This is a genomic window from Chryseobacterium sp. 7 (assembly GCF_003663845.1).
Lineage (GTDB): Bacteria > Bacteroidota > Bacteroidia > Flavobacteriales > Weeksellaceae > Chryseobacterium.
The window spans coordinates 13,005-26,051 of the sequence record NZ_RCCA01000004.1 but is presented as its reverse complement, the minus strand read 5'-3'; the positions used below and the strand labels follow the sequence as shown (position 1 = coordinate 26,051).

General features: G+C 35.5%; 16 protein-coding genes. 12 read left to right on the top strand and 4 right to left on the bottom strand.

Annotation, left to right across the window (positions count from 1 at the left end; all coding sequences use genetic code 11):
* Positions 1-77: 77 nt before the first annotated feature.
* The 6 genes from CLU97_RS22740 to ribA are packed head-to-tail and all read left to right on the top strand — an operon-like array spanning position 78 to position 4,432.
* Positions 78-929 (top strand): DUF4292 domain-containing protein, encoded by an 852-nt coding sequence (locus CLU97_RS22740; RefSeq protein WP_121490139.1) that lies wholly within the window; start codon positions 78-80, stop codon positions 927-929.
* Entirely contained in the window at positions 926-2,488 is a 1,563-nt protein-coding gene (locus CLU97_RS22735) for a M23 family metallopeptidase (protein WP_121490138.1), read from the top strand. Before CLU97_RS22740 ends, CLU97_RS22735 begins: the two co-directional genes overlap by 4 nt.
* A 31-nt stretch (positions 2,489-2,519) precedes the next feature.
* Positions 2,520-2,732 (top strand): twin-arginine translocase TatA/TatE family subunit, encoded by a 213-nt coding sequence (gene tatA, locus CLU97_RS22730; protein WP_121490137.1) that lies wholly within the window; start codon positions 2,520-2,522, stop codon positions 2,730-2,732.
* 15 nt (positions 2,733-2,747) lie between these two features.
* A complete protein-coding gene (locus CLU97_RS22725) occupies positions 2,748-3,362 on the top strand; it encodes a DUF4254 domain-containing protein (protein WP_121490136.1) in 615 nt (204 codons plus the stop codon).
* Entirely contained in the window at positions 3,359-3,817 is a 459-nt protein-coding gene (locus tag CLU97_RS22720) for a hypothetical protein (protein WP_121490135.1), read from the top strand. The genes CLU97_RS22725 and CLU97_RS22720 overlap by 4 nt, the downstream gene beginning before the upstream one ends.
* A gap of 18 nt (positions 3,818-3,835) precedes the next feature.
* A complete protein-coding gene (ribA, locus tag CLU97_RS22715; protein WP_105704305.1) occupies positions 3,836-4,432 on the top strand; it encodes a GTP cyclohydrolase II in 597 nt (198 codons plus the stop codon).
* Between the two features lie 240 nt (positions 4,433-4,672).
* Here ribA and CLU97_RS22710 read toward each other — a convergent pair whose 3' ends face one another.
* The gene (locus tag CLU97_RS22710) at positions 4,673-5,224 is read right to left on the bottom strand and encodes a hypothetical protein (RefSeq protein ID WP_121490134.1); all 552 of its coding nucleotides are present in this window, start codon (positions 5,222-5,224) and stop codon (positions 4,673-4,675) included.
* A 116-nt stretch (positions 5,225-5,340) separates the two neighbouring features.
* Between CLU97_RS22710 and CLU97_RS22705 the strand changes: the two genes are divergently transcribed.
* The 3 genes from CLU97_RS22705 to CLU97_RS22695 are packed head-to-tail and all read left to right on the top strand — an operon-like array spanning position 5,341 to position 8,890.
* Positions 5,341-7,044: a glycoside hydrolase family 3 protein gene (locus tag CLU97_RS22705; protein ID WP_121490133.1), complete on the top strand. Its 1,704-nt coding sequence runs from the start codon at positions 5,341-5,343 to the stop codon at positions 7,042-7,044.
* A gap of 27 nt (positions 7,045-7,071) precedes the next feature.
* Positions 7,072-8,220 (top strand): N-acetyl-alpha-D-glucosaminyl L-malate synthase BshA, encoded by a 1,149-nt coding sequence (gene bshA, locus CLU97_RS22700; RefSeq protein ID WP_121490132.1) that lies wholly within the window; start codon positions 7,072-7,074, stop codon positions 8,218-8,220.
* Between the two features lie 28 nt (positions 8,221-8,248).
* Entirely contained in the window at positions 8,249-8,890 is a 642-nt protein-coding gene (locus CLU97_RS22695; protein ID WP_228437915.1) for a DUF2851 family protein, read from the top strand.
* Here the strand turns inward: CLU97_RS22695 and CLU97_RS22690 are convergent.
* The gene (locus CLU97_RS22690) at positions 8,877-9,773 is read right to left on the bottom strand and encodes an IS982 family transposase (RefSeq protein ID WP_121489610.1); all 897 of its coding nucleotides are present in this window, start codon (positions 9,771-9,773) and stop codon (positions 8,877-8,879) included. The two genes, CLU97_RS22695 and CLU97_RS22690, sit on opposite strands and share 14 nt — an antisense overlap.
* 83 nt (positions 9,774-9,856) lie before the next feature.
* On the opposite strand from CLU97_RS22690, the gene CLU97_RS22685 reads away from it, so the two are divergent.
* The 3 genes from CLU97_RS22685 (at position 9,857) to CLU97_RS22675 (ending at position 11,357) form a co-directional block, all read left to right on the top strand.
* Entirely contained in the window at positions 9,857-10,525 is a 669-nt protein-coding gene (locus CLU97_RS22685; RefSeq protein ID WP_228437920.1) for a DUF2851 family protein, read from the top strand.
* Positions 10,526-10,619: 94 nt separating this feature from the next.
* Positions 10,620-10,841, top strand: coding sequence for a PspC family transcriptional regulator (locus CLU97_RS22680; RefSeq protein WP_121490131.1), 222 nt, complete (start codon positions 10,620-10,622; stop codon positions 10,839-10,841).
* Positions 10,842-10,844: 3 nt separating this feature from the next.
* On the top strand, positions 10,845-11,357 hold the full coding sequence (locus CLU97_RS22675; RefSeq protein WP_121490130.1) for a GNAT family N-acetyltransferase: 513 nt from the start codon (positions 10,845-10,847) through the stop codon (positions 11,355-11,357).
* Between the two features lie 49 nt (positions 11,358-11,406).
* On the opposite strand, the gene CLU97_RS22670 is transcribed toward CLU97_RS22675, so the two are convergent.
* Together CLU97_RS22670 and CLU97_RS22665 are read right to left on the bottom strand one after the other, a co-directional pair.
* A complete protein-coding gene (locus CLU97_RS22670; RefSeq protein ID WP_121490129.1) occupies positions 11,407-12,141 on the bottom strand; it encodes an SIMPL domain-containing protein in 735 nt (244 codons plus the stop codon).
* A gap of 105 nt (positions 12,142-12,246) precedes the next feature.
* Positions 12,247-12,999, bottom strand: coding sequence for a carboxypeptidase-like regulatory domain-containing protein (locus CLU97_RS22665; protein ID WP_121490128.1), 753 nt, complete (start codon positions 12,997-12,999; stop codon positions 12,247-12,249).
* Positions 13,000-13,047 lie beyond the last annotated feature (48 nt).

Here is a 13,047-nt window from a genome sequence, read left to right as displayed (position 1 = left end):
ATCATCAAACCACACAAAAGATTTTGTGTGGTTTGGCGTTAATATTGCACCGTATTTTTTAATTTAAAGATAAATACATGAAAAACTGGATCCCGCTTCTTTTATTGCTTCTTGCCTTATCATCCTGTAAAACCCGTACCAAAGCTCAAAATGATACAGATCATACACGGGACAGCATTGCGGTGACAAAAGATCAGGATAACGGAAATCCAAAAGATGCGAATGAACCAGTAAAAGATAAACTTACCTTTTACGAGCATGTATTGGTTCCGCCAAAATTTGATCAAATTAAGATCGACAGTAAAATCAGGGTAGAAACAGGAAGCTATGTACCTACATTGGATGCTACGGTTTATATTGAAAACGATACAAAGGTTTGGATGAATCTAAGAGCTTTATTCATCAACGCGGCCAGAGGTATTGCTACTCCTGAAGGAATAAAAGGACAGGATAAGATCAATAAAACCTATATAGACTCAGATTTTGATTATCTTAATAATTTATTGAATGTCAACTTCATCGACTATAAATCTTTGGAGAAAATCTTATTGGGAAGAACGTTTGTAAAAATCAACGACAGACAATTTACCCTCACTCAAAATGCACAAGGTTTCAAAATGGTTTCTAATACCAACCAAAAAATTGTGACAGATGAGAAAAACAGAGAGTATAAAATTGCTCTTCAATACGACACCAATTACGATCTGTTAAACGTTAACTTAAAAGATATTTTATCTTCAGATGAGCTTGATGTTTCTTACAGTGACTGGAATGAATACGAAGGAATCCGCCTTCCAAAAAATGTTAAAATAATTATAAAAGGTTCAAAATCTAGTCAAATTCTAATGGAAAATACGAAATTTGACTTTTCGAGGATGGAAACACCTTATTCTGTACCATCCAGTTATAAGAAAATTGAGATTAAATGATTAGAAAATTTAGCTTTTTAATAGGTGTTTTGATGTTCGGACTGCACCAGGGACAGCAGACCAAAGAACAACTGCAGAAGCAGAATGCCGAACTTAAAAAACAAATTGCACAAATAAATACCGATCTAGCCAAAACAAGAAGTGAATCTAAGCTTTCCGTAGCTTACCTTTCCAATGTGAACCAAAAATTGGTTTTAAGAGAGAAGGTGTATAACAATACGCAGAAAGAAAAAAGATTCATTGAAGATGACATCTATTTACGTCAGCTGGAAATCAACCGTCAGAATAAAGAACTGGCTGTTTTGAGAAAAAACTATGCTGAGGTTTTGGTAAATGCTTATAAAAATAAAGGAGTACAGAACAAAGTAACTTTTATTCTTTCTGCCAAAAACTTGGGAGAAGCTATCCGTAGAGTACAATATCTGAAACAGTACTCAGATTATCAGGATAAAAAAGCCGCTGAAATTACTGATGCTGCCAATTTGATCAAGAAGACAATTGCACAAAAACAAAACTCTGTAAAAGCGAAAGCAAACCTTCTGGTAAATCAACAGAAGGATCTAGCCACTATTAATGCTGAAAGAGCTCAAAAAGAGCAGTTGGTAGCCGACTTTAAGAAAAACGAATCCAAACTGACCGCTGAACTTAAACAAAAACAGGTTCAGTCTAAAGCATTAGAGGGACAGATCAGAGCTATTATTGCTGAAGAAATCAGAATTGCCAAAGCAGAGGAAGAAGCAAGAAGAAAAGCCGAAGCAGAAAAAATTCGTTTAGCGAAACTGGCTGCTGAAAGAGAAAAAGCAAGAATTGAAGCTGAAGCTAAGGCAAGAGCAGAAGCCCTTGAAAGAGAAAGAAGAATTGCAGAAGCAGAAGCGAAGAAAGCAGCAGAACTGGCAGCAAAAAGAGCCGAGGAAGAAAGAAAACGCAGTGAAGATGCTGCTAAAGCAGAAGCTAACGCTAAAGATGAAGCAAGAAGAGTAGCTGCTAAAAAAGCCTCAGACGAAGCCAATGCAAGAGCTAAAGACGCTGCAGATAAATTAACAGCAGCAAGAGCCGCAGAAGCAGCCCTTACCAAGAGAAAAGAAGAAGATAAAAAAGCAGCTGAAACTAAAGCTATGACAAGCTACGGAGTTTCTACCGCTACCGGAAACAGTTTTGCAGATAACAGAGGAAGACTTGGTTATCCTGCAGACAGAGCCGGACAGATCACTCACCGTTTCGGAAGACAGCAGCACCCGGTTTTCAAAAATATATCTGAAGACAATACCGGTATTAAAATTTCCGTACCTTCAGGAACGCGTGCCAAATCTGTATTCCCGGGAACTGTATCTTCTGTTGTAGCCAGCAGTGACGGTACAAAAACCGTTATCATTAAACACGGAGGATACTTTACCATCTATTCCAACTTATCTAATGCAAATGTTTCCAAAGGACAGCAGGTTTCATCAGGAACTCCAATAGGTACAATTGCTCAGGATTTTGACGGCGCTTATACGCTTGATTTCCAAGTATGGAATGGAAGTACACCAGTTGATCCACTAGGTTGGATTTCATATTAAAAAAAGTGTACCTTTGTAAAAATTTTAAGAGATGAATACACTAACTATACTTGCCTTATCTTGGCAGCATATCCTTATCGTAGCAATACTTTTAGTATTACTTTTTGGAGGAAAGAAAATTCCGGAATTAATGAGAGGAGTTGGTTCAGGAATCAAAGAATTTAAAGATGCGGTAAAAGAAGAAGATAAGCCAGGTGCTGAAAAAAAATCTTCTGATAACAATAATAATTCTTCAAGCAACTAAAATTCCTTAGAATTAATGAAATTTACTGAGACTGCATGGAAAGTCTTCAATCAAGCTATTGAAGACTATCACGTGTCTGATGACGTTAACACTCTAATTAGTAACCCGTTCGAAAAAGATAGTTTGGAACGGATTTTGTATGCAAAGAACTGGATTGATACCGTTCAATGGCATCTGGAAGATATAATTAGAGATGAAAATATTGATCCGGCTGAAGCTCTTCAACTCAAGAGAACAATAGACGCCTCCAATCAGAAAAGAACTGATCTGGTAGAATATATTGATGGCTGGTTCCTTAATAAGTTTGAAAATATAACTCCTAAACCTGAAGCAAAAATAAATACGGAAACTCCCGCTTGGGCAGTAGACAGGCTATCAATTCTTGCATTAAAGGTTTATCATATGTCGTTAGAGGCTAATAGAGAATCTGCTTCTGAAGAACACAGAAACAACTGCCAGGCTAAACTGGATGTTCTGCTTACTCAGAAAGAGGATCTGTCAACTTCTATAGATCAGTTGCTAGCTGATATTGAAAACGGTAACGTTAAGATGAAAGTATACAAACAAATGAAAATGTATAACGATGAAAGTCTTAACCCAATCCTTTATCAAAAAGGGCAACAGAAATGAAACGACTAATTTTTCTTGGAGTACTTATCATATTAACATCTTCCTGCGCAACGGAAAAGCTTAACCTTTCTCCGTTGTCAAATAATTTTTATAGTGATACTAAAGGTTCTGATTCCGATAGAGGCTCAAAGAAGAATTTTAATATCAATATTAAAGAGAATGTAAATGCTTCTGAAATCTCAAACATGATCTCTACTTTCCCCAAGTTTAAAAACAACGGGTTAAATGATGAGATTACCAGCTTGAAATACAGCCTTCAGAATTATTTATATGCTATTGATGCCAACAACTCTACAGGAAAGAGCAGAGCCCTTAAAAGCTTTGAAAAATCTTACAAAAAAATTCAAAAGCTAAGGCAGAATCTTGACAGAGATGACGATGAAGTTCTCAACAGATATCTGGTTCGTTTAAAGACCAATATTTCTGTTATTGAAGATGCTTTGCCAGGAAGTTAAAACCAATTTGAACAATCAATGATTAAAATTCAGGCGGAAGCCAATGTTCCTACAGAGCACGGTACTTTCCGAATGATAGCTTTCTCCGAAAACGTTAACGACTGGATGCCTCACATGGCCATTGTTGCAGAAAATACAGATTTCTCAAAACCAGTGAATGTTCGTTTCCACTCAGAATGTATTACCGGAGAAGTTTTCCATTCAAAAAAATGCGAATGCGGCCAGCAATTAGATGCTGCAATGAAATATATCCATGAAAACGGTGGAATTATCATCTACCTTCGTCAGGAAGGAAGAAACATCGGGATCATCAACAAGCTGAAGGCTTATTCCCTACAGGAAAAAGGGCTGGACACTGTACAGGCCAATCTTGAACTGGGACTTCCCGCAGATGACAGAAACTTTGGCGTAGCCATTGAAATTCTTAATCTGCTGGATGTAAAAGATATCAACCTTCTGACCAATAATCCTGAAAAGGTAAAATATGTTGTAGACAGCAATATTCACCTTAATTCTAGAGTACCACTACAGATTCCTGCGAACGAAATAAGCAAAGGATATCTGCAAACCAAAAAAGACTTCTTTGGACATCTTCTGGATGACAATGATAACTAGATAAAATAAAAAGCTTCAGAAATTCTGAAGCTTTTTATTTTTAAGAAGATAGCTGATTATATAAAGATCGTTTGAGATTCGAGGGCTATCAGGCTATACTATAGGGTTTATATCGATTTTAATGGCACTATTTTACCTTAATCATTATTCTTTTTAATACACTTCAGATACAAATCAAAAGCCCCAGAAGATATTCTCCCGGGACTTTTTTAATTATAAAAAACTGAAAAGATATTCTAATTATTTAGTCTTAATTTTAGACTCGTCTATATTGTAATATTTAATTACGCTCTTGTAATCATTGTAATCTACCGCATTACCTTTAGCAGCTACTTTAGCACCACCAGTTCCTGTTCCGTTTGCAGGAAGAATAAGGACTCTGAATTTTTTATTCTGATAATAAGATGGATTAGCTGTCAAACTAAATGTATTTGTAGAATTAATATTAATAGTAGCTGCATATTTACTGAATTCATAAATATAATCTACAGCATCATTATTTGCATTACCTACATAGTAAGTATAAGGAAGAAGTTTCCATACAGGAGAATCTCCATCAGTTCCAATCTGCATATAAATAAGTACCATATCAGATTGTATTAATGGCTTATTAAAATCATCACTCCATCTGTAAAGATTATCATTAACTCTTGTAAAAGTTGGAGATATATCAAATGATTGGTTTATAGTATCATAATCTGTTCCTTGTACCACAGTATCATCACTATTATCACAGCTATAAGCAGTAAAACCTACAGCACCAAGGAATAAAAAGAGAAGTATTTTTTTCATTTCTTATTAAAGTTTAGTTATTATTTATAATGCATATTCAAATCATATACCAAAAATCTCAAAAACTTTGTTTTCCTCATTTTTTTAATCGTATTTTTGTTCTTATTCAAAAAGTCATGAAGAAATTATTATATACTTCACTCTTTATTACCGCATTGATAAGTCCTAAGGTGAAAGCCCAGTACCAGCCCAAAAATGCCTCTAAGGAAGATGTAAAAAAGGCTCAGCAATGGGTAGATAAAACATACAAAAACCTTTCTCAGGATGAAAAATTAGGACAGCTTTTTATTGTGGCACTTTATACCAATAAAGGGGAAGAGTATATCAGCCAGGTAAGAAATATTGTTACCGCAGATAAAATTGGCGGTCTGATTTTAATGCAGGATGATGCAGGAAGAGAAATAAATCTGGTGAATGAATTTCAGCAAAAGTCTAAAATCCCTTTAATGATCGGGATGGATGCAGAATGGGGATTATACCAGAGAATTGCTACAGCACACAAATTTCCGTGGGCAATGACATTAGGCGCTATTCAGGATAAAAATCTTGTATATCAAATGGCAGCAAAAATTGCTGATGACTGCCACAGAATGGGGATCAACTGGGATTTCGCTCCTGTAGTGGATGTAAATACCAATCCTAATAATCCTATCATCGGAAACAGAAGTTTTGGCTCCGAAGTGAATAACGTAATCAGCTCTGCCCTGTCCTACTCTAACGGTCTTCAGGATAACAATATCTTAGCAGCAATCAAACATTTTCCCGGACACGGAGATACCAGCACAGACTCTCACCTTGACCTTCCTGTAGTTTCTCACTCGATAGACAGGCTTAATACAGTGGAACTGGCACCATTTAAAGCATTGATGAATAAAGGAATCGGCGGTGTAATGGTTGCTCACTTATATGTTCCAAGTTTAGAATCAGGAAAAGGAATTCCCGCTTCTGTTTCTAAAAACATCATTACAGGATTATTAAAAGATAAGCTGGGCTATAAAGGTTTAATCATCACCGATGCTCTGAACATGGGCGCTGTAGCCAATAAATACAAGCCGGGCGAATTGGATGCGATGGCTTTTAAAGCAGGAAATGACATAATGCTTTTCTCTCAGGGTGTTTCTGAAGGAAAAAAACTGATTCAGAAAGCCATTGATAAAGGAGAAATATCCCAATCCAGAGTAGAGGAAAGCGTGAAAAAAATTCTTTTGACCAAATATTTCCTCGGACTGACTCAGTATACACCAAAAAATCCTGAAAATATCAATGCTGACCTGAATAACAATTCTCATACCCAATTGGTACAGAATCTTTATTCTAATGCTTTGACTTTATTAAAAGACGAAAAGAAATTACTTCCTCTTACAGGAAAGCAGGTTTATTACGTTCCTCTTGAAGAAGCTCCTTATCAGACTTTTGCCAACAGATTAGGTAATCATGTAATCATTAAAAAGTCGGAAGAAATTAATACTATTCCGGCGGGTTCTACAGTAATTGTAGGGTTCCATAAGGATAACTCAACCGCTTATAAAACTTACAAAATATCGGCAGAATCCAAGAAAACACTGTCAGACCTTACGAAAAATCAAAATATAATACTGAATATATTCGGAAGTGCTTATGCATTGAAAGATATTGATATTTCAAAAGTCTCAACAGTTCTTGTTTCTTATGAAAACAATGATGATTCTATGAATGCTACTGCAGATGCTTTGAACGGAAAAACAAAAATATGGGGTAAACTTCCTGTGCTGGTGAATGATCAGCTGAAACCGGGAATGGGGATAGAGCTTAATGCAACTGCCTCAGCCAAAACCAATTAATACAACATCAAAAACAACAATAATCTAATGAAAATAGGCATACTTTGCTATCCCACATATGGAGGAAGCGGAATTGTAGCAACAGAATTGGGAATGTCTCTTGCCAATAAAGGATATGAAGTACATTTCATCAGTTCTGCACTTCCCGCAAGATTAGACATCACCAACCCGAATATTTTCTTCCACAGGGTAAATGTTCAGACCTATCCTCTTTTCCAGTATCAGCCTTATGATATTGCATTGAGTTCCATGATCTACAGGGTTGTGAATCTTTATAAACTGGATCTTCTTCATGCCCATTATGCCATTCCTTACGCATATGCAGCTTTTACGGCAAAGCAGATGCTTCAGGAAGACAATAATGATATTCCTTTGGTTACAACATTGCACGGAACAGACATTACCCTTGTAGGCCAGCACCCAAGTTATAAGCATGCTGTAGAATTCTCAATCAATCAGTCGGATGCGATTACTTCGGTTTCTGAAAGTCTGAAAAAAGATACCCTGCAGTTTTTCAATATCAAAAAAGAAATTCAGGTGATTACCAATTTTATTGACAATTCTGAATTTGACGACTGCTCAGAGTGCCAGAGAACACAGTTTGCCAATCCTGATGAAAAGATCCTGATCCACGTATCTAACCTTCGTCCTGTAAAACGTGTAGACGAGGTTCTTCAAATCTTCAAGAATGTGGAGAAAAAAGTAAAATCCAAACTGATCATCATTGGTGAAGGTCCGGATATGGAAAAAGTAAATCAGTTTTTGGAAGAAAACCCCGATCTTATTTCCAAAATTCGTCTTTTAGGAAAGGTGAATGATCTCTATAAAATCTTACAGCTTTCTGATGTATTTCTTCTTCCTTCCGAGCAGGAAAGTTTCGGTTTGGCAGCATTAGAAGCGATGGCAGCTTATACGCCGGTCATCAGTTCCAATGCAGGAGGAATTCCTGAGGTGAACATTCAGGGAGAAACCGGATATCTTGCTGAAATCGGAAATGTAGAAGCCATGAGCAACTACACTATCAAACTGTTAAGCAATGATGAACTTTTAGCCAAAATGAAACAAAATGCGAAAGATCAGGCTATAAAATTCGATTTGAAAAACATTCTTCCTATCTATGAGAAAATGTATAGAACAACCATAGAAAATTTTAATAAGGAGCTGACGAAAGTATAATATTTCTATTATATTTATCGTCATACTTATGACGGAAAAACTACTTCAATATCTTTGGAACTATAAGGTTTTCAAACATTTTAACTTCAAGGATATTGAAGGGAATTCCGTTGAGATCATCCATTTCGGAAAATGGAATACCAATGCCGGTCCGGATTTTTCGGATGCTAAAATCAAAATCAACGGCTTACTTCTCGCAGGAAATATTGAACTGCACATCCGCTCTTCAGACTGGATTTTCCACAATCATTCCCAAGATCCCAATTACCAGAATATCATACTTCATGTTGTGTATCAGCATGACACAGATCTTCATGATCTTACCGGAAAAAATATTCCCACTTTGGAACTGAAAGATTATCTGGATGAAAATATCATTCAGAAATATGAAAAGCTTGTTCATCAGGAAGAATTTATCGCCTGCGAAACTCTATTCGAAACAGAAAAAATCCCGGTCAATTTCCATGAGGAGAATATTTTCAAAAAACTGGATGAGAAATCTATGGAGCTTGAGCAGAGTTTAATCCGGTATAAAAATAATTTTGAAGCCGTTTTATTTCACAGTTTTGCTTATTCTTTTGGATTAAAAGTTAATGCCCATATTTTTCGGCAAATTGCAGAAAGCGTGGATTACAGCATTATTAACCTGAGTTCGATTAAAAAAACATAGCTAATTGATTGGTTTTTAATGTTTCATATTTTAGAGATGGCTTTTTGGGTAAAAAATTATAGGCAATTATTCCTGTTACAAGATTGGTCATAAAGTTTACAACCGAGCGATGTCTGGAGTGCTCTACTTGGCAAATATTTTTCAACTCATCATTCACTGTCTCAATGATAGAGCGCTTTCTAAGTAAAATTTTATCGTTCATCTCCATCAAACTGTTCTTCATATTATTGCGAATACTGGTGATTAATTGAATTCCATCTACAAATAATAATTGGGTCAATTTTTCGCTGATATAACCTTTATCTCCGAGCAACTTCCCAAAAATAGACTGTAAAAAAGATTCATTTTTCAACGGTTCTCTATCATCAACATTTGCCTGTGTTACACAAAAACTTAAAAGTTCACCTTTGTCATTGATGATGATATGAAGTTTGAAACCATGAAACCAACCCATGGTAGATTTTCCTGTGGTAGCAATATCTTTGAACACTTTGTTCCGTTTTATCCTTTTATTTTTACAAACTCTTATTGGTGTGCTGTCTACAAAAGATATTCCTGTGCAAGTTCCTAAACAACAGGTTTTTGCAAATAGCGTCATAGGCATCAATGCAGACTGCATTAATTCTACAAAGCGATTATAGGAAACAGTTTGGGGGAAATCTTGTGTCATATGTTTTTGCACATAATAAATATAAAAATGTTTAAAAGTCCTAAAACCACTCAGATGAAAAAGCAGCGTAATTGTGATGACTTCAGAAGTGCTCATTCTGGGTTTCTTTTTTGGTTTGTTTCCAAGGAGGAAAGGTTCTGAAAATTTTTCAAAATCTTCACAAAACTCATCAACAATACAAAAAATATCCGTAATTTTATCAAAACAAATCATAAGGCAAATTTTAGTTAAATCATTATCTATCATCAACTTAAAGATACTAATTTTTGCCTTTTATTGCAAGTTTTTTATTCTAAATTTACAATCGAACTCAGGTTATTAATAAAATCCGCCAGAATCCTCTTCAGCTTGAAGCTTTACTTTTCGGAATTTCAGGATGGCTTGAGGATCCGAAGGATGAAACTATGAAAATATGGAAAAGAGAATTTGAATTTATTAAAGCCAAGTTTTCAATTTCAGATCTTATATTCCGTCCTAAATTTTTAAGGTTAAGACCACCTAATTTCCCAACAATACGCCTATCTCAACTTGCAGATCTTTACAAACATCAGAATTTATTTTCAAAAATTATGGAAGCAGAAAATGCAGATCAGCTTTATCATATTTTTCGTTCTATAAAAGCCTCTGAATATTGGGATTCTCATTTCAATTTCGGGAATATTTCCAAAGTACAGCCAAAGATATTAAGCAAAGATTTTATTGATCTTCTTATTTTAAATACTGTGCTTCCTTTAAAGTATGCTTATCACAGATATCATCGCGAAGAAATTGCAGATGAAATTATCGAGCTGTACAAATCTATTGCTGCTGAGAAAAACACAATCATTACAGGTTGGAAAAAACTGGGATTAGATATCACTAATGCATTGGAAAGCCAAAGCCTGATCTATCATCATAAAACCAATTGCGAAACAAAAAACTGCCTGGCATGCGGAATCGGATTTAAGCTTTTAAAACAAGAATAACTCTATTTTACAGATAAAAATAGGCAAAAAACGGTATCAAAAAAATTCCTTAACTTGCAGTATTAGATTTAATCTTTTAAATAACAATCTGTAAATGCTGAGTAATATCCGTCATAAAATGGAAAGACAATGGTTTGGTGTACTGACAAGAATGGGTGCCAAGCTGGGAATTCCGGTATCTAAATTGAGAGTTTTCTTCATCTACTCCACTTTTGCTACAGCTGGCTTTTTCTTTTTGATCTACTTGGGATTGGCATTTACACTTTGGATTAAAGATATTTTCATCACCAGAAGACCCAGTGTCTTTGATTTATAAATTATGGAATTTTTACCGATTACTTCTGCAGAAGATCATAGAGTTCAGGAAATCTATACATCTTACACCACTACTTTTCCTGTAGACGAACAAAGAGATAAAAAACAGTTTGAGGGTTTATTTTCCAATCCCTATGTGAAATTTATGTCTGTTATTCATGATTCGGAAGCTATTGGATATCTTATTCTATGGGAGCTTAGCTCTTTTGTTTTTGTAGAACATTTTGAAGTGTTTGAAGCGTTCAGAAGTAAGAAACTGGGTTCACATATTATGAATCATTTATCAGAAACTTATCCGAATATTATCTTAGAAATTGAACCCGCAGAACAGAGTGAAGACGCTTCAAGGCGGTATTCTTTTTATCAGAGAAATAATTTTAGTTTGATAGACACCACACACGTACAGCCAAGCTATGGTGAAGGAAAAAAATCCTTGAATTTATGGCTGCTTGCCAACTACACTCCAGAGAATGTAGAGGAAGCAAAAAAAGAGATTCACAATATTATTTATCGTTAAATATAACGCCGGAAATTACTTTCCGGCGTTCTTCTTTTATTTCTTTTGATTAATTTACTTCATATTCCAGTTTGATAGTGATACTGGCTTCTTTTTCTTTGGAAGAGGTATTGAAAGTTCCTCCGTAAGAATAATCTTCATTAGAATTGGGTGCTGTAATCTGAATGACTCCCATAGTTGCCTTTTTCAGATTTCCCAATTTGCTTCCGGAGTTTTCTGCAATTTTTTCGGCACGTTCTTTAGCATCTTTTGTAGCACTGGCAATCATTTCCTGTTTTACAGTGGCCAGTTTAGTATAAAAATAAGCCGGCGAAGAAGAAGTAAATTCAATTCCCCGATTGATAATTTCTGTAATATTTCTGGAAAGGTTTTCTATTTTTCCTACTTCTTTACTTTCAATAGAAACCTTTTGGGTAAGATTATAACCCGAAAATTCTCCCTGTACATAATTTCCATTCGAGTCATTGTAGCTCCTGAACTGTTTCTGAATATCTACGGAAGAAAACACAATTTCTTTCTGTTGTATCCCTTTTGAAAGCAAATAGTCATTGATCACTTTTCTGTCTGTTGCCAGCTCATCATAAGCTGATTTCAGATCAACATTATTTTTGGAAAAACTTCCTGACCAGGTGATCAGATCTGAAGTAAACTGTTTGGTACCTAGTCCGGTTATAGAAATTGTATTTTCAGATTTATTTCTATTTTTGATGGCATTTCCTAAAAACCCGAGGCCGATCACAAAACCCAGCGCAGCAATAGCTACTGAAAAAATGTTTTTATTCATAAAATTTGTGAGTTGAATTGTTGTTACAATAAAATTTGTATCAATTTCTATTCCAATATTTTAAGATTTTTTTAACATTTCAAATAAAAAATTCAATCCGGAAATTTACTTTTGATTTTGTTTCAGTCTTTCAATAAAAAGAGGTGCCGTTTCCTCCAGTCTAAGCATTACACCGGAAAGGTTTTTTGCTTTTACGTATGTCCGAACCTGAGGTTTTGCTAAAAATGAGAACTGGATAAATTCTGAAACTCTGTCTCCAGGAATTCCCGCCCTCACAAAATATTCATCATCTATCCGATCCCGAATCCAGGCAATATGTTCCTGGAGATCATCATATTTATATTGTCTTTTCTGCCTTCTGGCTTTGCCGCTGATCAGATCATATACTCCCTGAACGTTCAGGTTTCCTAAGAGAATGGGCAAAAGAACACTTTTCACTTCTGCCGGTTTTTCCCGCATTTTTCCCACAGGTTGCGGAAGTCCCACCGCATCTCTTACCTGTTCTCCTTTATCTGCTTTGGCTACAATCCGGGAATCAGTTTCAAGATCGCCAGTAAGCTTTTTTACGATCTTTACTTCACCTACATCTTTCGGAATCTGATGAAGAGTAATAAACAGCGGTGAATTGATACCATTCGTAAGAACCTTTCTGGAGGTTCTGTTAAAACCTTCTTGTACAAATCTCAGCTCATCATTCGGATTGGCCTCTATGGAAAATATTCCCTGGGAATCAGAATATACTTTTTTGTCGGTAGACATGTTAATAACGATTACCTTACTTAAATCTTCACCCGTTTCATCAACGATTCGCCCCGTCACAGTCTGTTGGGAGAACATAAAAGCACTGCACAGCAACATGAGAAAAAGAACTATTTTTCCTCGCCATTGTGCCTTTGTATTTTTTAT